This window comes from Alteromonas sp. AWM4_230, from assembly GCF_056158305.1.
The window spans coordinates 2030942-2056826 of the sequence record NZ_JBSWTB010000001.1; the positions used below are offsets into that span (position 1 = coordinate 2030942).

General features: G+C 45.3%; 23 protein-coding genes. 18 read left to right on the forward strand and 5 right to left on the reverse strand.

What is annotated here, in order from left to right; genetic code table 11:
* The first annotated feature begins 219 nt into the window (after window positions 1-219).
* The 6 genes from lepA (at window position 220) to ACXACS_RS08650 (ending at window position 6288) form a co-directional block, all read left to right on the forward strand.
* Complete coding sequence (gene lepA, locus ACXACS_RS08625) at window positions 220-2016, forward strand: translation elongation factor 4 (protein WP_179984001.1); 1797 nt, start codon at window positions 220-222, stop codon at window positions 2014-2016.
* Window positions 2016-2918 carry a signal peptidase I gene (gene lepB / locus ACXACS_RS08630; RefSeq protein ID WP_179984000.1) on the forward strand — a complete coding sequence of 301 codons (903 nt, stop codon included), beginning with the start codon at window positions 2016-2018 and terminating at the stop codon, window positions 2916-2918. Before lepA ends, lepB begins: the two co-directional genes overlap by 1 nt.
* A complete protein-coding gene (rnc, locus tag ACXACS_RS08635) occupies window positions 2918-3604 on the forward strand; it encodes a ribonuclease III (RefSeq protein WP_474805810.1) in 687 nt (228 codons plus the stop codon). The genes lepB and rnc overlap by 1 nt, the downstream gene beginning before the upstream one ends.
* A 28-nt stretch (window positions 3605-3632) precedes the next feature.
* Complete coding sequence (gene era, locus ACXACS_RS08640; protein ID WP_269917495.1) at window positions 3633-4544, forward strand: GTPase Era; 912 nt, start codon at window positions 3633-3635, stop codon at window positions 4542-4544.
* Window positions 4545-4713: 169 nt separating this feature from the next.
* A complete protein-coding gene (gene pdxH / locus ACXACS_RS08645) occupies window positions 4714-5352 on the forward strand; it encodes a pyridoxamine 5'-phosphate oxidase (protein WP_474805812.1) in 639 nt (212 codons plus the stop codon).
* A 108-nt stretch (window positions 5353-5460) separates the two neighbouring features.
* Window positions 5461-6288, forward strand: a complete 828-nt coding sequence (locus tag ACXACS_RS08650) for a TatD family hydrolase (protein ID WP_474805814.1) — start codon at window positions 5461-5463, stop codon at window positions 6286-6288.
* Window positions 6289-6325: 37 nt separating this feature from the next.
* Here ACXACS_RS08650 and ACXACS_RS08655 read toward each other — a convergent pair whose 3' ends face one another.
* On the reverse strand, window positions 6326-6907 hold the full coding sequence (locus tag ACXACS_RS08655) for a hypothetical protein (RefSeq protein WP_474805815.1): 582 nt from the start codon (window positions 6905-6907) through the stop codon (window positions 6326-6328).
* A gap of 252 nt (window positions 6908-7159) precedes the next feature.
* Here ACXACS_RS08655 and serB point away from each other — a divergent pair, with 252 nt between their 5' ends.
* Complete coding sequence (gene serB / locus ACXACS_RS08660; protein ID WP_474805817.1) at window positions 7160-8143, forward strand: phosphoserine phosphatase SerB; 984 nt, start codon at window positions 7160-7162, stop codon at window positions 8141-8143.
* 212 nt (window positions 8144-8355) lie between these two features.
* Here the strand turns inward: serB and ACXACS_RS08665 are convergent, their stop codons facing one another.
* Complete coding sequence (locus ACXACS_RS08665; RefSeq protein ID WP_474805819.1) at window positions 8356-10881, reverse strand: PilZ domain-containing protein; 2526 nt, start codon at window positions 10879-10881, stop codon at window positions 8356-8358.
* A 189-nt stretch (window positions 10882-11070) separates the two neighbouring features.
* On the opposite strand from ACXACS_RS08665, the gene radA reads away from it, so the two are divergent.
* Window positions 11071-12438: a DNA repair protein RadA gene (gene radA, locus ACXACS_RS08670; protein WP_461851788.1), complete on the forward strand. Its 1368-nt coding sequence runs from the start codon at window positions 11071-11073 to the stop codon at window positions 12436-12438.
* 125 nt (window positions 12439-12563) lie between these two features.
* Here radA and ACXACS_RS08675 read toward each other — a convergent pair whose 3' ends face one another.
* The gene (locus tag ACXACS_RS08675; RefSeq protein WP_474805821.1) at window positions 12564-12971 is read right to left on the reverse strand and encodes a PilZ domain-containing protein; all 408 of its coding nucleotides are present in this window, start codon (window positions 12969-12971) and stop codon (window positions 12564-12566) included.
* Between the two features lie 147 nt (window positions 12972-13118).
* Window positions 13119-14786 (reverse strand): energy-dependent translational throttle protein EttA, encoded by a 1668-nt coding sequence (gene ettA / locus ACXACS_RS08680; RefSeq protein ID WP_179983992.1) that lies wholly within the window; start codon window positions 14784-14786, stop codon window positions 13119-13121.
* A 293-nt stretch (window positions 14787-15079) separates the two neighbouring features.
* Between ettA and lpxD the strand changes: the two genes are divergently transcribed.
* The 10 genes from lpxD (at window position 15080) to ACXACS_RS08730 (ending at window position 23807) form a co-directional block, all read left to right on the forward strand.
* A complete protein-coding gene (lpxD, locus tag ACXACS_RS08685; protein ID WP_474805824.1) occupies window positions 15080-16108 on the forward strand; it encodes a UDP-3-O-(3-hydroxymyristoyl)glucosamine N-acyltransferase in 1029 nt (342 codons plus the stop codon).
* A 154-nt stretch (window positions 16109-16262) separates the two neighbouring features.
* A complete protein-coding gene (gene glyA / locus ACXACS_RS08690) occupies window positions 16263-17519 on the forward strand; it encodes a serine hydroxymethyltransferase (protein WP_474805825.1) in 1257 nt (418 codons plus the stop codon).
* 98 nt (window positions 17520-17617) lie between these two features.
* Window positions 17618-18067 carry a transcriptional regulator NrdR gene (gene nrdR, locus ACXACS_RS08695; RefSeq protein WP_012517538.1) on the forward strand — a complete coding sequence of 150 codons (450 nt, stop codon included), beginning with the start codon at window positions 17618-17620 and terminating at the stop codon, window positions 18065-18067.
* Window positions 18068-18117: 50 nt separating this feature from the next.
* Window positions 18118-19266: a bifunctional diaminohydroxyphosphoribosylaminopyrimidine deaminase/5-amino-6-(5-phosphoribosylamino)uracil reductase RibD gene (gene ribD / locus ACXACS_RS08700; protein WP_474805826.1), complete on the forward strand. Its 1149-nt coding sequence runs from the start codon at window positions 18118-18120 to the stop codon at window positions 19264-19266.
* Window positions 19267-19277: 11 nt separating this feature from the next.
* On the forward strand, window positions 19278-19940 hold the full coding sequence (locus tag ACXACS_RS08705) for a riboflavin synthase (RefSeq protein ID WP_474805827.1): 663 nt from the start codon (window positions 19278-19280) through the stop codon (window positions 19938-19940).
* Between the two features lie 20 nt (window positions 19941-19960).
* Window positions 19961-21061, forward strand: a complete 1101-nt coding sequence (gene ribBA / locus ACXACS_RS08710) for a bifunctional 3,4-dihydroxy-2-butanone-4-phosphate synthase/GTP cyclohydrolase II (protein WP_474805828.1) — start codon at window positions 19961-19963, stop codon at window positions 21059-21061.
* Between the two features lie 284 nt (window positions 21062-21345).
* The gene (gene ribH / locus ACXACS_RS08715) at window positions 21346-21819 is read left to right on the forward strand and encodes a 6,7-dimethyl-8-ribityllumazine synthase (protein WP_025255832.1); all 474 of its coding nucleotides are present in this window, start codon (window positions 21346-21348) and stop codon (window positions 21817-21819) included.
* A gap of 12 nt (window positions 21820-21831) precedes the next feature.
* On the forward strand, window positions 21832-22254 hold the full coding sequence (gene nusB / locus ACXACS_RS08720) for a transcription antitermination factor NusB (RefSeq protein WP_014979773.1): 423 nt from the start codon (window positions 21832-21834) through the stop codon (window positions 22252-22254).
* A gap of 48 nt (window positions 22255-22302) precedes the next feature.
* Window positions 22303-23268, forward strand: a complete 966-nt coding sequence (thiL, locus tag ACXACS_RS08725) for a thiamine-phosphate kinase (RefSeq protein ID WP_474805829.1) — start codon at window positions 22303-22305, stop codon at window positions 23266-23268.
* A gap of 38 nt (window positions 23269-23306) precedes the next feature.
* Window positions 23307-23807 (forward strand): phosphatidylglycerophosphatase A family protein, encoded by a 501-nt coding sequence (locus tag ACXACS_RS08730; RefSeq protein WP_474805830.1) that lies wholly within the window; start codon window positions 23307-23309, stop codon window positions 23805-23807.
* Between the two features lie 189 nt (window positions 23808-23996).
* On the opposite strand, the gene dxs is transcribed toward ACXACS_RS08730, so the two are convergent.
* On the reverse strand, window positions 23997-25880 hold the full coding sequence (gene dxs / locus ACXACS_RS08735; RefSeq protein ID WP_474805832.1) for a 1-deoxy-D-xylulose-5-phosphate synthase: 1884 nt from the start codon (window positions 25878-25880) through the stop codon (window positions 23997-23999).
* Window positions 25881-25885 lie beyond the last annotated feature (5 nt).

The window sequence follows — 25885 nt, forward strand, 5'->3', positions numbered from 1 at the left end:
AGTGCTTTACATGCTTCAAATTTCAAGGCAGGCGGGTAAAGCCACGCCAAGTTGCCACTTTTATACGCTTTGCGTGCATGGGTATTAAAATTTCCGCCATGCTAATTCGCTTTTCGTGCCAGAAATGGGTAAAATCCGCTCGCGCTGCGTATAAGCCTGAACCCAAGGCAAGCAGCATATTTTGTTTAATGAATTTTTCTGCAGGTAATTTCCAGCATTATGCAACAATCGCACATTCGTAACTTCAGTATTATCGCCCACATTGACCACGGTAAGTCTACGCTGTCAGACCGTCTAATTCAGCACTGTGGAGGGCTAACCGATCGCGAAATGGCCGAGCAGGTTCTCGACTCAATGGACTTGGAAAAAGAGCGCGGTATTACCATTAAAGCGCAAAGCGTGACACTGAACTATGAAGCGCGCGACGGTGAAACCTATCAGCTAAACTTCATTGATACGCCAGGACACGTTGATTTCACTTACGAGGTGTCTCGTTCATTGGCTGCCTGTGAAGGTGCACTACTTGTCGTTGATGCCGGTCAGGGCGTTGAAGCACAGACGCTAGCAAACTGCTATACCGCTATCGAGATGGATATGGAAGTGGTACCTGTGTTGAATAAGATCGACTTGCCGCAGGCTGAACCAGACCGTGTTGCAGAAGAAATTGAAGACATTGTCGGTATTGATGCACTTGACGCTGTGCGCTGCTCAGCGAAAACAGGTATTGGTATTGAGGATGTGCTTGAAGTTATCGTAAACAAGATCCCTCCACCAGAAGGCGATCGTGAAGCGCCACTTAAAGCATTGATTATCGATTCGTGGTTTGACAATTACCAAGGTGTTGTTTCATTGGTACGAATCGTGGAAGGTCAGCTTAGCAAGAAAGACAAAATCCAGATAATGTCTAACGGACAAACTCATCAGGTGGATAAAATTGGTGTGTTTACGCCTAAGCCTTTAGACACGGGTACGTTAAGAGCCGGTGAAGTAGGTTTTATCATCGCTGGTATTAAAGACATTCAAGGCGCTCCAGTAGGTGATACCATTACTTTGGCTCGCGAGCCAGCTGAAGCTATGCTGCCAGGCTTTAAAAAGGTTAAACCTCAGGTTTATGCCGGTATTTTCCCGATAAGCTCAGATGACTACGAAGACTTCCGCGATGCCCTTGCTAAACTAAGTCTGAACGACGCTTCACTATTCTATGAGCCAGAAAGCTCAGCAGCGCTTGGTTTTGGTTTTCGTATTGGATTCCTTGGCATGCTGCACATGGAAATCATTCAAGAGCGTTTAGAACGTGAATATGACCTTGGTCTTATCACTACAGCACCTACAGTAATTTACGAAGTTGAAACAACCAAGGGCGAAACCCTTACCGTAGATAGCCCAGCTAAACTGCCGCCAGTGAACGATATCGCTGAAATTCGTGAGCCTATGGTTGAAGCTAACATTCTTGTTCCTCAAGAGTACTTAGGCAACGTAATTACGCTTTGTGTTGAGAAGCGCGGTATGCAAACCAACATGACATACCACGGTAAACAAGTGGCGGTAACATACGAGCTGCCAATGGCGGAAGTAGTGCTTGATTTCTTTGACCGTTTGAAATCTACCAGCCGTGGCTTTGCGTCGCTTGATTACAACTTCAAGCGCTTCCAAAGCTCAGATATGGTACGCGTAGATATTCTAATTAATGGCGAGCGTGTGGATGCACTAGCGGTAATCACGCACAGAGAAAACTCACAGGGACGTGGTCGTGAATTGGTAGAGAAGCTTCGCGAGCTTATTCCACGTCAAATGTTCGATATCGCTATCCAGGCGGCTATCGGTAACCATATTGTTGCAAGAAGTACGGTGAAACAGCTACGCAAAAACGTAATCGCGAAGTGTTACGGCGGTGATGTAAGCCGTAAGAAGAAGCTACTTCAAAAGCAAAAAGAAGGTAAAAAGCGAATGAAGCAAGTGGGTAATGTTGAATTGCCACAAGATGCGTTCCTTGCAGTACTTAAGGTGGGCAAATAATGGCAAATTATTTCTCCTTAATTTTGGTGGCACTCACCTTAATAACAGGACTAGTCTGGCTAGTGGATAGCCTGGTGTTTGCGCCAAAACGAAAAGCGCGTTTACAGGCTGCAGCGACTGCAGAAGGAGCGGGCTATGGAGAAGACCCTCAGCTGCCGTACCTAGTTGACACCTCACAACAGATATTCCCTGTTATTGCTTTCGTTTTGGTATTGCGCTCCTTTTTATATGAGCCGTTCCAGATTCCATCAGGTTCAATGATGCCTACGTTATTGGTGGGTGATTTCATTTTAGTTGAGAAGTTTGCGTACGGTGTAAAAGACCCTGTTTTCAGAAGTAAGTTAATTGAAACGGGTGTACCAGAACGCGGCGATGTGGTGGTTTTTAAATACCCTGAAGAACCGTCAATAGATTACATCAAGCGCGTAATCGGTTTACCGGGCGATACCGTGGTTTATCAAAATAAGCAGGTTTACATCAAACCTAAGTGTGAATCTGGTAGCAATTGTCCAAAGTTAAAAGCAGTGCCGTTAACGTTCCAAGAGCGCGGTGAGTTTGTACAAGACATGGCGCAACTTATGCGTTACACCGAAGATTTAGGCACAGTAGAGCATGATATTCTTCGCCACCCCGTTCGCGAAATTTCACCGGTTAATTTCTACACTCAACCGGGAACCCGAAGTAACGAGTGGATAGTGCCAGAAGGTCAGTATTTCGTATTGGGCGATAACCGTGATAATAGCCGCGATAGCCGTTTCTGGGGTTTTGTTCCAGATGCAAACTTGGTTGGAAAAGCCGTTGCAATTTGGATTTCCTTTGAGTTTGAGCGCAGCCCTTCAGACTTTCTTCCTACGTGGGTTCCAACAGGTATTCGATTTGAGCGTGCAGGTGGCATTCATTAATGCAGGGTATTGATAAATATCGTCGTCTTTACAAGGCGATAGGCTACACATTTACCAATGAGGCGTTATTAGAACAAGCGCTTACTCACCGCAGTGCAGCCAAACAACACAATGAACGCTTAGAGTTTTTGGGCGATGCTATTTTAGGCATGATTGTGGGGGAAACACTGTTTAAGCGTTTTCCTACAGTACCTGAAGGCAAGCTTACCCGCATGCGCTCTACATTGGTAAAAGGCGAGACGTTAGCTGAGCTCGCTAAGGAAGCCAGCGTGGGTGAATTACTCAACTTGGGGCCAGGTGAGCTTAAAAGTGGCGGTCATCGCAGAAGCTCGATTTTAGCTGACGCAGTTGAAGCTATCTTAGGTGCTATCTATCTCGATTCAGGTATGGACGAAGTGCGTGGCGTTATCGACCGTTTGTGGGAGACTCGCATAAACAAGCTCGACCCTAACGCCCACCCTAAAGACAGTAAAACACGTCTTCAGGAATTCCTGCAAGGTCGCAAGCAGCCATTGCCAACGTACGAGGTGCTGTCTATTTCCGGTAAAGACCATGCGCAAACTTTCGAAGTAAGCTGCAAAGTAGAAAGTCTACCAAAGGCAGTCGTGGCGTCTGGCAATAGCCGTCGTAAAGCAGAACAAGAAGCTGCTCGTTTAACATTGGAGAAGCTTGATGACAACGCATGATGAGTCAAATTTGCCAGAAATGCCAGAGATGCCAGATATACAAACTCGCTGCGGCTTAGTAGCCATAGTCGGGCGCCCTAACGTGGGCAAGTCAACGCTACTTAACCGTTTACTAGGTCAAAAGGTAAGCATTACCTCACGTAAGCCTCAGACCACCCGTCACCGTATTCTAGGTATAGATACTGACGGCGACTATCAAGCGATTTACGTTGATACACCAGGGCTTCACCAAGACGAAAAACGCGCGATTAATCGCTACATGAACCGCGCCGCGTCTAGCTCACTAGCTGAAGTTGGCCTTGTGCTGTTTGTCGTGGAAGGCGATAGATTCAACGCCGAAGATGAAATGGTATTAAGTAAGGTTAAACAAGCAAACCTTCCTTGCTATCTTATCGTAAACAAGATGGATAAGGTTGAAGATAAAGAAAACTTTATGGTTCACCTTCAAAAGCTTGGCGAGAAACACCCGTTTGAGCACATGATCCCTATCAGCGCTAAACAGGGCAAAATGGTCGACGATATTAGAGACTTAGTAGCTAAGTCGTTACCTAAGAGTGAATTTTTCTTTCCAGAAGACTATATCACTGATCGTTCAAGTCGCTTTATGGCTGCTGAAATCATCCGTGAAAAACTAATGCGCTTCACTGGCGATGAGTTGCCTTACTCTACTACGGTAGAAATTGAGCAGTTCAAAATGGCAGACAATGGTGTTTATCGTATTAGTGGCTTAATTTTGGTTGAGCGCGAAACGCAAAAACGCATGATCATCGGTAAAGGCGGTAAGCATTTGAAAACCATTGGCGAGCAAGCCCGTAAAGATATGGAAAACTTGTTCGACAATAAGGTGTTTTTGGAGCTTTGGGTTAAAGTGAAACAAGGCTGGGCAGACGATGAGCGTGCTTTGCGTTCACTAGGCTACGGTGACGACAGCAACTTTTAGCCTAAATCTTTGTTAGCATTAGTACGTTGAGCCTTGTTCTAATGCTAACTAGCGCTACATTCTTGAGTGCTTTTGGTGAACGTGAAGCCAGAAGCATTCGCGTAAAGGTTTGCACAAGCACCTACAATCAGCATTGGCACGTATAGTCATTTCTTTTCAGGAGCGGTATATGGCAATTTCAGATATGCGCAGACAGTACTCGAAAGGCAGTTTATGCGAGACTGATATTACTTCAAGCCCATTTATTTTGTTCGATAAATGGCTGAAAGACGCCATTGATGCTGGTATCCCCGATCCTACAGCGATGACGGTTGCCACCGTTGACGCTAATGGGCAACCCTCTCAACGTATCGTTTTGTTAAAAGATGTCAGTGAAAATGGCTTTGTATTTTTCACAAATCTTGGCAGTCGAAAAGCGCAAGAACTCTCGGTTAACCCCAAAGTATCTTGTCACTTCCCATGGTTCTTTATGGAGCGCCAAGTTCGCGTGTGTGGCAGCGTTGAAAAGCTTTCTGTTTCAGAAAATGCAGCCTATTTCTTCTCTCGCCCTAAAGACAGTCAATTGGCGGCCTATGCGTCTAAACAAAGCAAGCCAATTGGCAGTAGAGAGCTTTTGCTTACCCAATTTAAGCAGTTAAAAGATAAGTTTGCGAACAAAGAACTACCTGTGCCGGACTTTTGGGGAGGCTTTCGTATTGTGCCTCATCAAATTGAATTTTGGCAGGGCGGAGAAGATAGGCTTCACGACCGTTTTGAGTATAACAAAACCGAAGATGGCGCATGGGCAACACAGCGCTTAATGCCTTAAAAGCTCATATTGAATGCATAGGGTAACTAGTCTTATACAATGGCTAGACATTTTAAGCACTTAGTATTTGATTGAGCGTAAAGCGTAAAGCGTAAAGCGAGCAACACCATGATTGATAGTCATTGCCACCTCGATTTACTTGCATCAAAAGTAGACCTTAATACTGCGCTGGAAAGTGCCAAGGCCGCAGGCCTCACTCGCATAATGGCACCAAGTATTAACCCACGTTCTTGGGGAGCAATTCAAGCGCTTAGTGAGCAGCACAGCAGCCTTTTGCCTATCGATACCGCGCTAGGTCTCCATCCTTATTTTTTGACCGATAGCAATCAAGATAATACAGGTTCTACCACTGACGTACCTGAGCAGGCAATTGATGAAAATCTCGAACAGCTTGAAGCGGCTGCTGCCACTCTGCATCCTTCGGTAAAAGCAGTGGGGGAAACCGGTATTGATGGGCACATTGATGTGTCATTGACGCTTCAAAAGAAAGTGCTACACGCCCATTTAAAACTCGCTGATACAAAAGCGCTCCCTGTTATTTTACATCATCGAAAAAGCCATCACTTATTACTTGAAGCCTTTAAGCAAGCTAAGTATCAAGGTATTGGCGTAGTCCATGCTTTTTCGGGTAGTGTGGAAGCGGCCAAAGCCTATATTGAGCGAGGCTTTTACTTGGGAATAGGTGGCACGATAACCTATGAAAGAGCACAAAAAACGCGAGATACCCTTAAGTACCTGCTAGAGCACCACTTCGATAAAATACTGCTAGAGACTGATGCCCCAGATATGCCCATGTACGGCAGACAGGGAACCCCTAATAAACCACGGTATCTATCTGATGTGGTTGATGTAATACACAAGCTTTTCGCTATATCGCCTAAACAAACAATATCTATTACAACACAAAACTATTTTCGCTTGTTTAAAGCAGAATAGAATTGCGATCTCGTGTAAAAGTATCGTGGATACCTGCTTACGTATCTTTGTTCTTTCTCATAGATTCGATGGCTTGTATAAACCAAGGGCGAGATTTATAAAACGCCCGCGTCAGGTAAATGCCTAACATTAAAGCCAAAAACACTAAAATACACGCAATTAACGCCAATTGATAACGCAGGGCAAGGGGACTTTCTAATATTGTCTGCGTATCCATATGAATGTTTACATAGCCTAATACATTATCATTGTTGTCGGTGATCACCCCGACATAGGTGAGCGGCGTCACACCTTGAGACTGGCTCATCGACACAACGCTTTCAATTTGAGGTAAAGGCGCAATGTACCTTCCGTCTTTATCAAACACTGATAGAGCAAGAATATGTGGCTCGTTAACTAAAACGGTGGCAACACTTTCAATGTAGTTTCGTTGGGCAAGGGTATTCGATAGTGAAGAGTCAGAACCTTCTTCGCTTACTTGATTGGCTGCTTGCTCAGCTTCAAATGCGGGGCGAAGTAGTTTAGCGTATTGCCTTGCGATGCTCTCCCCAGAAAAACGAGTTTGCACCGTTAGCCAATCACTTTGGTATTGCTGCAGCAAAAGTATCAATACAATCACCAGCGCAAACACCGTACTTACAATCAGCGTGTGAAATAGTCTTTTTAACGCTGTGTAAAGTGAGTGCGAATTGCTTTTTGATTGTGAAGGGGCTTTGCTCAGCACGTTTAACAATGCGTAATTCCATAATTGCTATGATTTGCCTAACAGTAGGGGAAATCTAAATAATTTTAAAGGGGATATTTTATTAGTTAGCCTAATTGGTTAGCATTAGCGCATCATTTGCCAATTACCACAGTCTCTGTGTGCGTTATGAAAGACATATTCACCATCGAAATCAATAATGACGATATTCATCTAGCTTCATACCTGGCAAACATTGTCAGCGCTGAGCACAATACGCAAGCGTATTCCCATACGCTAACTGTAGTCGGACAAGCTATAACCCCATATTTATTAAGAGGCGTACTAGATAAACTCAAAAACGTATTTTCGCCAGTAAGTGCTGCGTTTCATCATTTGCATCAGCAAATGGGAGATGATGCTATCGAAATAAGAGGGCAGGTAATTAACGCAAAGCCTGAGCAAATAAAGTCTTTACTTGGTGATGTCAGTGATGCTTACAACCTTGATGTTGGACTGCAAACCTCGCGGCCGTCTTTGTCTGAACCCGGACTGCTGGTTATGGATATGGACAGCACGGTTATTGCCATAGAATGTATTGATGAAATAGCAAAACTGGCTGGTGTGGGTGAACAGGTTGCCGAAGTGACCGCAAGAGCAATGCGTGGAGAAATTGCCTTTAACGATAGCTTAACGCATAGAGTGGCGTGTTTAGAAGGGGTACCCATTGACCACCTTAATCAAATACGCGACAGCATTCCTATTATGCCTGGCATTCAGACACTGCTTAGTCATTTAAAAAGACACAACTGGAAGCTAGCTATTGCATCGGGTGGCTTTACTTTCTTTGCTGACCATTTAAAAGCAAGGCTGGGACTGGACTATGCGATATCCAACACGCTTTCGGTTAAAGACGGGCACTTAACAGGAAAGGTGGAAGGCGAAATTATTAATGCTGATGTGAAAGCTCGCACGGTAAAAGCGCTGTCTAAAAAGTGGCAAATACCATCGAGCCAAACCGTCGCCATGGGCGATGGGGCGAACGACTTGGTGATGATGGCTGAATCAGCCTTAGGCGTTGCATGTCACGGCAAACCTTTGGTGAATGAGAAAGCGGACGTTGCCGTACGCGTTGGTAGTCTGCACAGCCTTCTGTATTTTCTAGATAAATAGACGCTAAAGGAATTTGAAAGGCAGCAGCCATTCCTGCATTCCCACGCTTTGCTAGGAAACTTGCCAGCGCCATTGGAGTGGACAATTATCTGTGCGGACTGGTATACAAGCGCCAGTTGTTAAAATAATTGGCGCTTAAACAAACTTGATATTTGTGCTTAGTTTTTTCTAAGCGCAGACCTGAATATGTACGTTAAAATACTGCGTCTTACTTAAGCGTTGGTAACCATGGCTCTAGGTTGTACTGCACTTTTTAGTGTTTTATTCGCCGTAATGTCTTGCATAGTAAAGCCGTATCTTATGAGAACCTCATCGGTGACATCGACAAGATGGGAACAGGCAGCAATACTCCACATTTTCTTTTCTAACTCACGAGCTCTGTGCATGGCGTACATGGTGACGTAGTTAATTTCTGTTTGCAGCATGGTTAAGTCAGGCTTGCCAGTTGTGGTTAGCATAACGTGTATAGCGACAAACTGACCACGCACCATGGCTTCTCTGATAAATGCACGGCGTTGTTCATTGCTTTCAAACTTATGTGAGTAACGAGGAATGATCGCCATTCGCGGCTCTTTTTGAGACGCATCGAAAGATATGAATAACTCTTGTCGTAAGGGCATGTTCTCAAGCTTAACTGCTTTGATACCACTTTGTACGAAAGGAGAGTCTTGCTTTCTATCTCTAAACAAAAACTCCAAATTTACTTTGCCGCGCTCTGCGTATTGCGTGGTAAGGGTAGTGATGCGTTCGTCTTGTTTTCCCACGATACACGCCTGCGGAGTATAGCGAACACCTTCTTTACTCATGAGAAAAGATAAGGAGGTCGCATTTCTTGCATTTATACAACGCAGTGCTTGTCCCATACCCTCTACTTCTTCTTCATCGTTATCGACTTTAAGGTTGGCCTTGTTCTTTTTGATTAATTCTTCAAAAAAGTTGCGAGCACTTTTGCCCTCGTCGCCAGTTGCTGTCTTCAGGTGGAGGATATTCTTTTCGACATTATGATAAATAATTTCATACTGAAGGTGCATTACGTCGAAGTTGTTCGCTATTTCCTGAAGCCGAGGAAAGGCAACTTCTACTCTTCCTTCCAAACTACCTTTATAATCTTTTGCCAGCTCAACACGAAGACCTAATCCGTGAACTGAGATGTCTTCGCTGATGCCTCTATGGACCGTCGATTCGCCATTAAACCTTGCTTCAATTTGTGTCCTTAGCTGGTAACGGCTTTCAATGCGCTGCTCTTCGTACTTAAAACGGACAATATGAATGTTAGATGCTGCACGATTCCTTGGGTGGCCAAAAATCCTTAAATGCGCAAGGTTGTCGCGATTAAACTTAAGTTCGTTGTACGTCTCTTGCCCTGTTACTGAGGTCACGTCTGTAACATGAGCGAGATAACGCAGGTTTTTAAGTTTTGACATTAAACGAGCAGAAGGCGGTGTATTAAGCTTTTTAACTTTATTGCCAACGGAGTCTGGGATAGAAAGCGGAATATGCGCTTGTTCTGGGACCATGTCTGTCAGGGTTATTTTAAACACTCGCCAACTCGCTTTTCTTGAGCCAAAACCCAAAAATACACGGGATAAGACCTCTTTTTGCAGTAACTCTTCATAAGAGGCTGAGTAAAAATAAACTTTATCTGTGTGCAAATGGGTGAAGCTGAAGACAAATATTTCACGAACTTCGTCAGATTTGTTTAGTAACCGAGTCAGTCTTTCTTGCGATAGCAAGAAATTAAGACGACAGTTTTCTTCTTCGTCTTGCCAATACTGTACCGTTTCTCGGTTTACTTCATTTACCATCGCATAGCGTGGCACCAAAGTTTCGTTGACGACGTCGATAAAAACGGGAAGCGTAGGGCTACGAGGTGAAAAATACTGTTCACAGGTCTTACTGGTTATCGCTTCGATGGTGTTTGTCATATTTACTTTATAGCGGCGTTTATTGCCGTGTATAAAGCTTTCTAGGAACTTATCGAATGCTGGGCTTGGATGAGTCTTATCGCGCTGTAAAGCTAAATAGTTAACATCATTTTTCGTAATGATTTTTACTAGTTTGTAAGCAATGCCATTTTTCTTATCCATGGCAAACTCGTTTTCTAGCCCTCTGAAGTAAATGAAGAGCGTTTCGCCTTTTTTGAAAAAGGCGTCTTTAGACAATTTTATCTGAAGGCCTTCAAGAGAAATATCTACGCTTAAGCCTCGCACAGAGCGGTTCTCAGTGTTAAATATTTCTACGGCAACCGCGAAGTTCATGCGCTCTGTATTGCGCTGCCTATAGTCGAGAAGGTTTACAGTGGGAACTTTAAATTGTTCTAAAACCGCAGAACGTTTTTTAACTTCGGGGTTTTCTTTATCTGCGCGCTCTTGAGCAAGCTCTTTTTCGCGCATTAGACGGAAGTTATTCTCAGTGTTTTGAACGGCCTCGTACACACCATAAGTGTATCGACCAAACACGCGCAGTTGTTCTTCAAACTTATCAACGGCCACGTCGTCCATATAGTGGCTTCTACCTTCGTGCACATACTTTTTGCACTTTCCGTCGACATGGCCGCGCAAATCTATGGTACGCATGCAAGGTTTAGCTAAACGCTTTACTTCCATTTTAATTAGAAAGCGTTTTTCTTTTGGAACGTCAGAAGCAGTTTGAAGCAATACCTGGTTAAATTCAGGCTCATTAACCATAGGCTTTAGCTGTTCAATAATGTCAGCATATTGCTTTAAATCTTGACTCATGAATGCGCAACTTTGTTGTTTAGTATCATTATTTTAGTTGTTATCGGCAAATCAGCAAAACTCATTAACGTGTAAGTTTGTTTTATATTTTGGTTGTTTTTCTGAACAAAAACTGACCTTAGGATTGTGCTTAATTCGCTGTTATTAAGTGTTAGAATACTCTTTTTAAGCAATGGATAAAACTGGAATATGGCAAAACGTAAAACTGCTTATGTGTGTTCTGACTGCGGGGCCGAGTTTCCTCGATGGCAAGGGCAGTGTTCGGAGTGTAAAGCGTGGAACACGATAAGTGAGTTTGTGGTTGCAAGTGCTAAAAGTGTCGCGCGCCAAACTACATCAGGGTATGCAGGGCAAACCGCCGCCAAAATCGAAACCTTAAACGCAATAGATTTGGAATCGCTTCCACGTTTTTCTTCAACGTTTAAAGAGCTGGATAGAGTGCTAGGTGGTGGCATTGTCCCTGGTGCAGCTATGCTAATCGGTGGGTCGCCAGGTGCAGGTAAAAGTACACTTTTGCTTCAGGTAATGTGTCAGATGGCGAAAAGCGAAACTGCCCTTTATGTGACAGGGGAAGAGTCTCTTCAGCAGGTTGCAATGCGTGCCAAGCGTTTAAACCTTCCTGACGATAAATTGATGATGTTAGCCGAAACTAACGTGGAAACCATCTGCGATTTAGCGCTTACGAAAAAGCCTAAAATTATGGTTATTGACTCTATTCAGGTCATGCATGTGTCAGATGTTCAATCTGCGCCGGGCAGCGTATCCCAAGTAAGGGAAAGCGCGGCGTATTTGACGCGCTTTGCCAAACAAAATCACATTGCCATGTTTATTGTTGGCCACGTAACGAAAGACGGTAACTTAGCTGGCCCAAAAGTACTTGAGCACTGTATCGATAGCTCAATGATGCTGGAAGGGGAAAGTGATGGTCGTTACCGTACTTTGCGCAGCCACAAAAACCGCTTCGGTGCAGTAAACGAGTTGGGTGTATTTGCCATGACGGAAAAAGGTTTGAAAGAGGTAAGTAATCCTTCAGCTATTTTCTTAAGTCGTGGTGAAAATGAAACACCAGGGTCGAGTGTTATGGTCATTTGGGAGGGCACCCGACCGTTACTTGTTGAAATTCAAGCGTTAGTGGATTATTCGCAGATGTCTAACCCAAGACGGATAGCTGTAGGCCTAGATCAAAATCGTTTGTCCATGCTGTTAGCAGTACTTCACCGTCACGGTAATGTACAAATGAACGACCAAGACGTATTTGTGAACGTAGTAGGCGGTGTACGCGTCTCTGAAACCAGTGCTGATTTGGCGTTATTACTGGCGATGATTTCTAGTTTTAGAAACCGTTCATTACCGCGCGACTTGATTGTGTTTGGTGAAGTAGGGCTAGCCGGTGAAATTCGTCCGGTTCCCAATGGAACAGAGCGCATTATTGAAGCAGCAAAACATGGCTTTAAACGCGCTATTGTTCCCAAAGCGAACGCGCCGAAACAAGCTATTAATGGCATGAAAGTCGTGCCCGTGGCTCGACTTTCTGAAGCATTAGATGCCTTGGAATAAAGCGAAAGGCATTAATGTTAAAGCTGTCGGAAAGGCGCAAGAAGACCAACGAATACGGCTTTTTGCGCAGTTAAAGGGAACAGGCTTTTTTGAAGCCTTACGAAGACTTGTAGTATTTTTATAGTTTAGTTTGGCGCTTGATAAACCGCATTAACCAATGCGTTAAGATCTTTCTCTTCAATACTAGCATCATCGCTGTTTAGTAAGATTAAACGGCGAAGGGCGCTTATGCTTTCCACATCCATACGCTCTACTTTACACCCCAAAGAAACAAGCTCCTGCCTGCTGTCAGCGTGGCGATATAACTGCGAGATTGAAAGGGTAATAACAGGGCTGTCTTCATTTGCTTGGAAGGTAGCAACATAAGGTTCATGGCTGTCGAAAGGTAGGTTTGATAATGCGGTTTCCGTTGCTTGGAGTTTTATGCCCTGCAGAGACACGTCGCTAACTACCACATCAATACTGTTGTCATTATGTGCCAGCTTGCCGTTTACATTAAGTGATACCCGTTGGAATTGGCGTTTGTCTGTCATTACTCATATACCTAATGTTTGTCTATGCCCTCAGTATTGGCTAATTCGCGCTCGTTCGCAACGAAAAGCCGCCAAATAAAAAAGCCGCTATCGATGACAGCGGCTCTTGGGCTTACAAGGTAAAAAAACCTTTATACCAAATTCCCTTTATTTAGACATGCGCTTATATTTGAGGCGATGGGGTTCAACCACATCTTGCCCAAACTCCTGCTTCAACCAGCTTTCGTAGTCAGAGTAGTTACCTTCGAAGAAGTTGATATTACCCTCGTCGCGGTAATCCATAATATGCGTTGCTACACGGTCTAGGAACCAACGGTCGTGCGAGATAACCATGGCACAGCCTGGGAACTCCAACAACGCGTTTTCCAGGGCTCGAAGGGTTTCAACGTCTAGGTCGTTGGTTGGCTCATCCAGTAGCAATACGTTACCGCCTGCTTTAAGCAGTTTCGCAAGGTGAACACGGTTACGCTCACCACCTGACAGGTCTTTGATAAATTTCTGCTGATCGGTGCCTTTGAAGTTAAAGCGGCTACAGTATGCGCGGCTGTTAATTTCAAAGTTACCAATGCGAATGATATCTTGTTCGTCAGAAATTTCTTTCCACACAGTGTTTTCTTCGTTCATGTGGTCGCGGAACTGTTCTACCGCAGCAATCTGAACGGTATCACCTAAATCTATGTTGCCTGAATCAGGTTGCTCAGCGCCAGTAAGCATTCTGAACAAGGTTGATTTACCCGCACCGTTAGGGCCAACAATACCCACGATTGCACCTTTCGGTACTTTGAACGTTAAATCATCAATTAGTACACGGTCGCCATAAGACTTTTTCAGATTACTTACTTCAATAACTTTGTCGCCTAAGCGTTCACCTGGTGGAATGAATAGTTCGTTAGTTTCGTTACGCTTTTGGTAATCGCTGGTCGATAGTTCTTCGAAACGGGCCATACGGGCTTTACTTTTAGCATGACGACCTTTTGGATTTGAGCGAACCCACTCAAGTTCCTGTTTCATGCTCTTCATACGCGCCGTTTCGGTACGCTCTTCTTGCTCTAGTCGGTTTTCTTTTTGCTCCAACCACGAAGAGTAGTTTCCTTCCCATGGAATACCTTCACCTCGGTCAAGCTCTAAAATCCAACCCGCAACGTTATCAAGGAAATATCTATCGTGGGTAATAGCTACCACAGTACCTTCATAATCGTGAAGGAAGCGCTCTAGCCACGCCACTGATTCTGCGTCCAAGTGGTTAGTTGGTTCGTCAAGAAGCAACATTTCAGGTTTTTCTAAAAGTAAGCGGCAAAGGGCAACGCGGCGACGCTCACCACCAGACAGTTTGCTTACGTCCGCATCCCAAGCTGGTAGGCGAAGGGCATCTGCAGCGCGCTCTAGGGCATTTTCTAAGTTGTGGCCATCTTTCGCTTGAATGATAGCTTCTAGCTCACCTTGCTCTTTAGCTAGGGCGTCGAAATCAGCGTCTGCTTCTGCATAAGCGGCATAGACTTCGTCTAGGCGCGTGAGTGCGTGCTTAACATCCGCTACAGCTTCTTCGATATTGCCACGAACATCTTTGGTTTCGTCAAGCTGAGGTTCTTGTGGAAGGTAGCCCACCTTTAAACCTGGTTGAGGACGTGCTTCACCTTCGATGTCGGTATCTACGCCGGCCATAATGCGAAGCAAGGTAGATTTACCTGCACCGTTTAGACCTAGAACACCAATTTTGGCGCCTGGGAAAAAGCTAAGTGAGATATTTTTTAGAATGTGTCTATTAGGTGGGACGATTTTTCCCACGCGATGCATACTGTAAACGTATTGCGCCATGCTCTATCCTCGCTGAATAAGCGGTGAAAAATAAAAAAGTGATTGTGGTCTATTCTACTCGTAACAGGGTAGTTTGTGCCAGTTACTTACGCTTGGTGTATTTGCGCTTGGCGATATTTTAATCACTCATGCCAAAAAGATCGATTTATGCATCGGTTGGCTAGTCGAATTAAGGTAAACTTGCTTTTTATAAGCATGAGTAAACATGGGCTTTAGGGTGAGCTAGCAAGAAGCGATAAAGAACCCAAAGCGATAGACTCAATACTATTCATATTTCTGAACAGGCAATTAAGATGACCGCTATGAATAAACGCATATATAGTCTGGATGAGCTCGCCAAGCATGTAGGTGGGGAAGTGCAGGGTGATGGCAATATCACTATTTCTGCGGTTGGCACACTCTCTGGTGCAGCATCGCATCAAATTTCGTTTCTGACCAACCCAAAATATAAACCACAGTTGAAAGATACAAATGCAGGTGCAGTTATTCTGCACGAGAGCCTAAAAAATGACAGCCCAGTTCCTGCACTAGTTGTGGCAAACCCTCATGCAGCCTTTGCGCTTATCGCTCAATTATTCGATACCACCCCAGCGGTTGCTACAGGCATTTCTGAGTCAGCGGTTATTGCGCCGTCTGCGCGCATTGGCAGTGATGTGTCGCTAGGACACAACGTTATTATTGAAGATAATGTAGTGCTGGGCGATAGAGTTACGGTTGGCGCTAATACCGTTATCCGTAGAGGCACGCACATTGGTGAAGGCTGTACTATCCATCCAAATGTGACCATTTATCACGACGTGGTTATTGGCAAGCGCGTGACCATTCACAGTCAAACGGTAATTGGTGCCGCGGGCTTTGGCTATGCAAATGATAAAGGCGTGTGGATCCCTATTCCGCAAACTGGCTCAGTTCGTATTGGTGACGACAGTCAAATTGGTGCGAGCAGCAGTATTGACCGCGGCGCTATGGAAGATACGATTTTAGGCACCAACGTTATTATTGATAACCAAGTACAAATTGGCCACAACTGTATTATCGGTGATCATTCATGTATTTGCGGCGCTACAGGTATCGCCGGCAGTTGTCATATTGGCAAACACGTTATTATCGGCGGTGGAGTTGGCATCAACGGTCACATTAGCATTTGTGATAATGTTCAGGTGACTGGCTATACCATGATTGTACAAGATATCACTGAACCAGGCGTTTATTCTTCAGGCCAGCCAGCACAAACCAACCGTGATTGGCGCAAAAATACGGTTCGCCTTGCCAAAATTGGTAGTTTATTTGACCGTGTTAAAGCCCTTGAAAAACAGGTCTGATCTCGCGCTGGCGCAGGTATTACGTTAAACCTGCGCCATTTATATTAATTTGGTCATAAAGCGGTATACAAGTAACTGAAAATGACTAGAATATGGCTCGAATTTGAGCAATCAGTGCGTAACGCCATATAAAAACCGCAGTTAAGGAGCCCCCATGTTTTCTCGCGAAATGAATATAGCCGACTTCGATCCTGAATTAGCCGATGCAATGTCTAAAGAGGTTGAGCGTCAAGAACATCACATTGAGCTAATTGCCTCTGAGAACTACTGTAGTCCACGTGTAATGGAAGCACAGGGTTCGCAGCTCACTAACAAATACGCTGAGGGCTATCCAGGCAAGCGTTACTACGGTGGTTGTGAGCACGTAGACGTTGTTGAGCAACTAGCTATCGACCGTGCAAAAGCGCTATTTGGTGCAGACTACGCAAATGTTCAGCCACACGCTGGTTCACAAGCAAACTCAGCTGTTTTCATGGCATTACTTGACGCGGGCGATACGGTACTAGGTATGAGCCTTTCTGAAGGTGGTCACCTTACTCACGGTTCGCACGTAAACTTCTCTGGTAAAACCTACAACGCTGTACAGTACGGTCTAAACAAAGAAACGGGCGAAATTGATTATGCTCAAGTGGAAGCGCTAGCTAAAGAGCACAAGCCGAAAATGATTATCGGTGGTTTCTCTGCGTATTCAGGTGTTGTTGATTGGGCTAAATTCCGCGAAATCGCAGATAGCGTGGGCGCATACTTGCTTGTAGATATGGCGCACGTAGCAGGTCTAGTAGCAGCTGGCGTTTATCCAAACCCGCTTCCTCATGCTCATGTGGTAACTACGACTACTCACAAAACCCTAGCGGGTCCGCGTAGTGGTTTGATCCTATCGTCATGTGGCGATGAAGCGATTTACAAAAAGCTAAACAGCTCTGTATTCCCGGGCAACCAAGGTGGCCCACTTTGCCACGTAATTGCAGCTAAAGCGGTTGCCTTTAAAGAAGCGCTACAACCAGAGTTTAAAGTGTATCAGCAGCAGGTTGTTGCAAACGCGAAAGCGATGGTTGCTGTAATGCAAGAGCGCGGTTATAACATCGTTTCTGGCGGTACTGACAACCACTTGTTCCTACTTGATCTAATCGACAAGGACATTACGGGTAAAGATGCAGACGCGGCGCTAGGCGCAGCAAACATCACGGTAAACAAAAACTCAGTGCCAAATGATCCGCGTTCGCCTTTTGTAACCAGCGGCCTTCGTATCGGTAGCCCAGCAATTACTCGCCGAGGTTTCAAAGAAGATCAAGCTAAGCAAGTAGCCACATGGATTTGCGACATTCTAGATAACATGGGCGATGAGTCAGTTATTAAGCGTGTTCAAGACGAAGTGGTTGCTCTTTGCGCACAATTCCCTGTTTATAAATAAATAGGTTTGTGTTTTATTGCGTACTTTGGTACTAATGCTGGACTAACTAGTCTAGGTTCGATTTAAATACCTAAGTACGCAATATTTAAGGAATATTCATGTTTTGCCCGTTTTGTTCAGAACAAGAAACAAAAGTTATTGATTCTCGTTTGGTTGCAGAAGGGCAACAAGTGCGAAGACGCCGTGAATGTATGGTGTGTCACGAGCGCTTTACGACCTTTGAAAGTGCTGAGCTCGTTATGCCCCGCGTAATAAAGCGCGATGGTTCACGTGAACCCTTTAATGAAGATAAACTTCGTGCAGGCTTGCAACGTGCACTTGAAAAGCGCCCTGTTAGTACTGAAAAAGTTGAACAGTGTATCCTTTCACTGAAATCACAGTTGCGTGCAACCGGTGAACGTGAGGTGAGTAGCGAACTGCTCGGCAACCTCATAATGAAAGCCCTAAAAGAACTCGACAAAGTTGCCTATGTCAGGTTCGCCTCTGTTTATCGTTCCTTCGAAGACATTCGTGAATTTGGAGAAGAAATTGCGCGATTAGGGGACTAGGTCGGGCACACCCAAAACCTCAGGCACTTAGGGCTACAACAGGAATCCAAGTGAACCACGATACGGTTAAAAATGATTATTTTTGGATGGCAAAAGCCATTCAACTTGCCCAAAAAGGGCGCTATACCACTTCTCCTAACCCCCGCGTTGGTTGTGTGATTGTTGATGAAAACAACCAGCTATTAGGTCAGGGGTACCATATCCAAGCAGGCACTCCTCACGCCGAAGTACACGCATTAAGACAAGCATCTAACGTACGAGCACAAGGCGCAAAAGGCGCAACAGCTTACGTTACCCTTGAGCCTTGCAGTCATTTTGGCCGAACGCCGCCTTGTGCGGTGGCTTTGGTTGAAGCGAAGGTGGCGCGTGTTGTTATTGCTATGACCGACCCTAACCCAAATGTATGCGGTAACGGTATCAGCATCTTACAAGAAGCGGGTATTGAAGTGGTCAGTGACGTGATGGCCGCAGAAGCTGCAGCACTAAACCCCGGTTTCATCAAACGCATGCTTACTGGCAAGCCTTTCGTTCGCGTGAAATTAGGCATCAGCCTAGACGGGAAAATAGCCCTTCAAAACGGCGTAAGTCAGTGGATTACGGGTGCAGAGGCAAGACGGGATGTGCAACAGTATCGTGCACAAAGTTGCGTGGTACTTACTGGCTCAGGTACGGTAAGAGCCGATAACCCTAGTTTGTTAGTTAGAGAACAAGAGGCACAGTTCACTGATTATCCTCTAGAACACATTCGACAGCCTGCTCGAGTTGTTGTCGATGGCAAAAGCACACTTTCTCGAGGCTATGCGTTATTTAATGACGGCAATATTACTTTAACGGCTACTTCGCAGTCTCATCCAGATACGGCAACACAGCACTATCTTTCAGTAGATGAAAAAGACGGTAAGCTCAACTTACATTCGCTAATGTCGGCATTAGGCGATAAGCAATATAATGAAGTTTGGGTGGAAGCGGGCCCAGGGTTAGCTGGTGCATTGCTGCAAGAGGGGCTGGTGGATGAGCTAATTTGTTACCAAGCCCCTAAGCTTTTAGGTGAAAAGGGAATAAGTATGGTCAATTTGCCAGCATTTACGTCATTAAGTGAATGTATTTCGCTTTCGCTTATTGAAAATCGTCAGGTAGGGAACGATATTAAGCTTATCTTTCGCCCTGATGTTAGCAACACTCGTGGTCAACGCGATTAAAGAGGAACTTTATGTTTACTGGAATTATTCAAGCGCTCGGTACTATTAAAAAGCTTGATAACCGAGGCAACGATATTCGCCTTACCGTTGCGTCACCTACGCTTGACATGTCTGATGTCGCACTTGGCGACAGTATCGCGACCAATGGTGTTTGCTTAACAGTGACTGATATGGGCCCCGATTATTACTGCGCGGATGTATCGGCCGAAACCATTAAATTAACTGGCTTTGCACATTACAGTGCAGGCTCAACCGTTAACCTTGAAAAAGCGATGCGCCCTAGCGACCGTTTAGGCGGTCATATTGTGTCAGGTCACGTGGACGGCGTGGGCGAGGTTACGCAAATTATCAAACACTCAGACTATGTCGAGTTCTGGGTAAAAGCACCTGAAGCACTAGCGAAATACATTGCGCACAAAGGCAGTATCACCGTCGATGGCATCAGCTTAACCGTTAACGAAGTCAACGGCGCAGAATTTATGCTTTGGATTATTCCTCATACGTTACAAGAAACAATTATGGGAAGCTATAAGGTGGGCACAGCGGTAAACCTAGAGGTTGATGTTATTGCGCGCTATTTAGAGCGATTAATGCTAGGCGATAAAGCCGCAGAGCCTACAACTAAAGGCATCGACATGGCATTTCTTGCCGAGAACGGATTTTTAAGAAAATAACCCTACAAGAAGCACACAACATGGCATTTAACACTACACAAGAAATAATTGAAGACATTCGCCAAGGTAAAATGGTTATTTTGATGGATGATGAAGATAGGGAAAACGAAGGTGATTTAATTATGGCGGCTGAGCATGTCACGCCAGAAGCCATTAACTTTATGGTTACCCACGCCCGCGGCTTGGTGTGTTTGCCTATGACTCAAGAGCGCTGCCGCACGCTAAATCTTCCTTTGATGGTTGATAAAAACGAAGCGCAATTTTCTACCAACTTCACTGTGTCTATTGAAGCTGCAACTGGCGTTACCACTGGTATCTCAGCGGCCGACCGTGCGACAACAATCAAAGCTGCTGTAGCGAAAGACGCGAAAGCGACAGATATTGTGCAGCCTGGTCATATTTTCCCATTAATTGCGAAAGACGGCGGCGTACTGAATCGCGCAGGTCATACTGAAGCGGGGGTAGATTTACCGCGTTTGGCTGGGTTAGAGCCAGCTGGGGTTATTGTAGAAATTCTTAATGAAGACGGCACTATGGCTCGCCGCCCTGAGCTAGAAAAGTTTGCGGCAAAACACGATCTTAAAATCGGCACCATTGCTGATTTAATTGAATATCGCAATCTCAATGAAACCACCATACAGAAGGTTGCTCAGTGCAATATGCCAACCGAGTATGGTGACTTTGAGCTTCACACGTTTAAAGACAGCATCGACAACCAACTTCATTTCGCACTTAAAAAAGGCGAAATTAAAGAAGATGAGCCGACGCTTGTTCGTGTTCACCTTCACAATACGTTTAGTGATCTTCTTGGGTCTACCCGCGGTATTCATCGCTCGATGACGCTTGCAGATGGCATGCGCAAAATTTCAGAAGAAGGTGGTGTGCTAGTACTATTAGGCAAAGAAGAGCATATTGAGAGCCAAGTACGCCGTTTTGCAGCAGAAGACAGAGGCGAGCGCCCAGCTGGCGCCGACTGGCAGGGGTCGTCACGCACTATTGGTGTGGGCAGCCAAATTCTTGCCTCTATGGGCGTTCACAAAATGCGACTTCTTAGTAAGCCAATTAAATATCACGCACTTTCGGGTTACGGCCTTGAAGTGGTGGAGTACGTGCACGACTAGCACTTGGTACAAGCTCTTTGTTGAATCTCTTGGCGCACACAAATAGCGCTATTGACGTGAGGGTTTGATGAACTAGAGTGGGAGAGCAGGCTCGGTTGTGAACCCTCCACCGCATGGATGCGGTGGCGGAGCGTACAGGGATGTATTTACCGCGTGTTCACAACCGAGCCTGCTGGCCCAATCCACTCACGTCAAAAATACGAATGTAAGTTAAAGAAACAATCGATTTAGTTTGGGCGCAGTTGTGGTATACTTCGCGCCGTTTTTTCTCGAGGAATGAATCCATGCAGGTAATTGAAGGTAATATCAGAGCAACCGGTAAGAAGTTTGCTATCGTTGTATCACGCTTTAATAGCTTTGTTGTTGAAAGCTTACTAGAAGGTGCGTTAGACACGCTAGAGCGTCACGGTGAAGTAAGCGATGACGATATCACGGTAGTACGTGTACCTGGTGCTTACGAGTTACCTGTTATTGCTAAGAAATTAGCTGAGAAGAAGTCATTTGACGCCATCATCGCTCTTGGTGCAGTTATTCGTGGCGGCACGCCACACTTTGATTTCGTAGCAGGCGAGAGCAACAAAGGTCTTGCGCAAGTATCACTTGAATACGGCGTACCTGTATCATTTGGCGTAATTACAACAGATTCAATTGAACAAGCTATCGAGCGTTCGGGAACCAAAGCGGGCAATAAGGGTGCAGAAGCTGCACTTGGCGCGCTAGAAATGGTTAACGTTATCGATGCTGTTGAAAAGCTTTAAGGTAAACATTAAGTGAAAGTTTCAGCTCGTCGTAAAGCCCGTGAACTCGCCCTTCAAGGTGTGTATTCATGGCAAATGAGTCACAACGATATTCAGCAGGTTGAACTGGCGCTAGCCACCAGTAACGACATGCAAAAGGTAGACATGGCGTATTTCCAAGCCCTGCTTCGCGGTGTTGCACACAACGCAAGCAACCTTGATGCAACCATTAAACCTTACCTTGGCCGTTTGCCAGAAGAGTTAGACGCTATCGAAAAAGCCATCTTGCGCATTGCGACGCTGGAACTCACTGAGCGCATCGACGTACCTTACCGCGTAATTATTAATGAAGCGATAGAGCTTGCTAAGGCATTTGGTGCTGAAGAAAGCCATAAATTCATTAATGGTGCACTGGATAAAGCAGTGCGCACGTTGCGTAAAGACGAGCGCGACTAACCTTACCGTGGCGGCATGGATTGCCGCTAAAAGGGTTTAAAAATTACCGTGAAAGAATTTGATCTTATCGGCCGCTATTTTTCAAACAGTGGCCACAAACGCAAAGACGTTGTTATTGGTATTGGTGATGACTGTGCTGTAACAACGGTTCCTGAAAACCAACAACTTGCCGTTACTACAGATACCCTTGTCGCAGGCGTGCACTTTTTAAAAGATGCACCGGCCAAGTCTGTAGCCTACAAAACCGTTGCTGTTAATTTAAGTGACCTTGCCGCTATGGGGGCTGAGCCCGCATGGATCAGCTTGTCTTTGTCACTGCCTGAAGTAGATGAAGCCTGGTTAGATGACTTTGTATCCGGGTTATACGAACTTACTCAGTACTATTCTGTCCAGCTTATCGGTGGCGATACAGTAAAAGGCCCTATGGCGTTTACTATTACTGCACAAGGTTTTATTCCGCCGGGTTCGGAACTAACGCGCAGTGGCGCGAAGCCGGGTGATTGGCTTTATGTTACCGGAACACTAGGTGATGCAGGAGCGGGCTTAGATATTCTGCAAAAAAATCTCAGCGTAAGTGGTGAAGCGAAAGACGTTTTGGTTAATCGCCATTACTTCCCAACCCCTCGTGTTGCGGTGGGTACGGCGATTCGTCGTATTGCAACGTCTTGCATTGATATCTCTGATGGCTTGATTTCAGATTTAGGGCACATTTTAAAAGCGTCTAATTGCGGTGCGAATGTTCATGTAGATCGTTTACCGCTATCACGAGCACTAACAAGTGCAGTCACACCTGAACAAGCTATTGAATATGCATTATCCGCTGGCGATGACTACGAACTTATTTTTACTGTAAGTGAAGAGCAGCGCGGTAGCCTTGAAACTTCGTTGGCAAGTACGAATGTAAAAGCCACGTGTATTGGCCAATTAACCGGGCATAGCGGTTCACTTTCGTTGCTAAAAGATAACGAAAAGTATACGCCAGCTAATGCTTCTGGCTACGAGCACGCCTTTTAGGCAAACCACATCTTACAATAGTAAATAAAGGAAGAAGCATGCAGGCGGAATATCGCGCTAGAGTGAGTATGAAAAATCCAATTCATTTTCTCGCACTCGGTTTTGGTAGCGGGCTTGTTCCTTTTATGCCAGGTACATTTGGCTCGCTTGCTGCACTACCGCTTCTTGTAGCGTGCAGCCAGATCTCTGTGGTTTCCTTCATCGCGCTTACGCTGATATTTTCAGTGGTAGGTATCTATCTATGTGGCAAGACTGCAGATGATATGCAGGTACACGATCACGGTTCTATTGTGTGGGATGAGATAGCGGGCATGTTTATCACCTTTCTATTTGTACCAATTTCAGCGTCATCTTTACTCGTGGGCTTTATTCTGTTCAGACTTTTCGACATCTTGAAGCCTTGGCCAATAGGTATTATTGACAAACGCTTACACGGCGGTACAGGCATTATGTTGGATGATATTCTTGCTGGTGCTATGGCGTGTGGCTGTTTACATTTATTAATGGTGTTCTGGCCAGCAGCCCTGGCGTTGTTCTAGCTAAAAGTGAAGATTCAAGGCCGCTCTCATAGATTGGCGACTGAGAACGATTAGGCAGTGAAAACTCAGGCAATAAAAAAACAGACAATAGCGAAATGCATCACGAAAAAGCCCGCAGTTTGCGGGCTTTTTGATCTCTGGCTTAAATGAAAAACATAGTAATCGCTCTTACTAAGGTAGTTTTATAGCTTATTGGCCAGCTGTAAAACTATTTGCTGCAGCAATAATACCATCAGCATCTAAGCCGTGCTCTTTGTACATTTCCTGTTGTGTACCTTGCAGGATGAAACTATCAGGCAGACCTAACATTTTGACTGCCTTAAGAACACCATTTTGCTGCAAGTGTTCAAGCACCGCACTACCAGCACCACCCATAACACAGCCGTCTTCTAACGTGATAAGTGCGCTGTGTTCACTGGCTGCCTTTAAGACTGCCTCGCCGTCTAACGGCTTAATGAAACGCATGTCGATGACGGTGGCATCAATAGCTTCTGCAGCTTCAAGCGCGTAGGGCAGTAAGCAGCCGAAATTCAAAATAGCAACGCTTTCAGATTTATCTTTAGCGGTTTCTCGACAAGTACGTGATTTACCTATTTCAAGTTCTGTCATGGCTTCGTCAGGCGTGACGCCCATGCCCGCGCCACGAGGGTAGCGGACTGCTGCTGGCTTTTGTAGCTTGTGACCAGTATAGAGCATTTGACGACATTCATTTTCGTCTGAAGGTGCCATAACGACCATATTTGGAATGCAGCGAAGGAAAGCAATATCAAACGCACCTTGGTGAGTAGGGCCATCGGCGCCTACAATACCCGCTCTGTCTATAGCAAATAATACCGGTAAGTCTTGAATTGCCACATCGTGAATAAGCTGATCGTAAGCGCGCTGAAGGAACGATGAATAAATCGCAACAACCGCATTCATACCGTCTTTGGCAAGACCGGCGCCAAAGGTCACAGCATGCTGTTCGGCAATGGCAACATCGAAGTATTGTTCGGGAAAACGCTGAGAAAACTCAACCATGCCAGAACCTTCACGCATTGCAGGTGTTACAGCCATTAGTTTTGGGTCTTGGGCGGCCATATCACATAGCCATTTTCCAAAAATGGCAGAATAGGTTGGGGCAGAGGGCTTCGATTTTGGCAGAGCATTATCTGCCGGATTAAATTTTGGCACCGCGTGAAATTTAATAGGGTCTTCTTCAGCAACGGCGTAGCCCTTACCCTTCTTTGTCACAACATGTAAAAGCTGGGGACCTTCAAAGTTACGCATGTTGCGAAGGGTATCGACTACAGCGTTTACATCGTGACCGTCGATAGGACCGATGTAATTAAAGCCTAACTCTTCAAAGATAGTACCGGGCACAACCATACCTTTAAGGTGCTCTTCTGCGCGGCTAGCGAACTCTTTAATAGGTGGTACGTTGCTTAGTAGCTTTTTGCCGCCATCCCGTATTGAGTTGAAAAAGTTACCCGTTAGCAAACGGGCTAGGTGGCTGTTTAACGCACCTACGTTTTCAGAAATAGACATCTCGTTGTCGTTAAGTACAACCACCATGTCTTTTTTGATATCGCCAGCGTGGTTAAGGGCTTCAAATGCCATACCCGCGGTCATTGCGCCATCGCCGATAACGGCCACCACTTTGCGGTCTTCACCTTCTTTTTCTGCCGCTACGGCCATACCCAGCGCAGCGCTAATCGATGTGGAAGAATGACCCACAGCAAAGGTGTCATAGTCGCTCTCAGGCGGCCAAGGAAATGGGTGTAGGCCATTCTTTTGACGAATGGTACTCATGCGCTCTGCTCGGCCCGTCAGGATTTTATGAGGGTAGGCTTGATGCCCTACGTCCCACAACAAACGGTCAAAAGGTGTGTTGTATACATAATGTAACGCGACAGTAAGCTCTACCGTGCCTAAACCGGAAGCGAAGTGACCACTGGTTTGGCTTACGCTATTAAGTAAGTACTCACGCAACTCATCGGCGAGCTCGCGTAATTTATCCTGGGGCAGCTGCCTCAATTTTTCAGGTGTTTGCGCAAGCGCAAGCGTTGGGTAATGTTGGAGATCTAAACTCATGTACT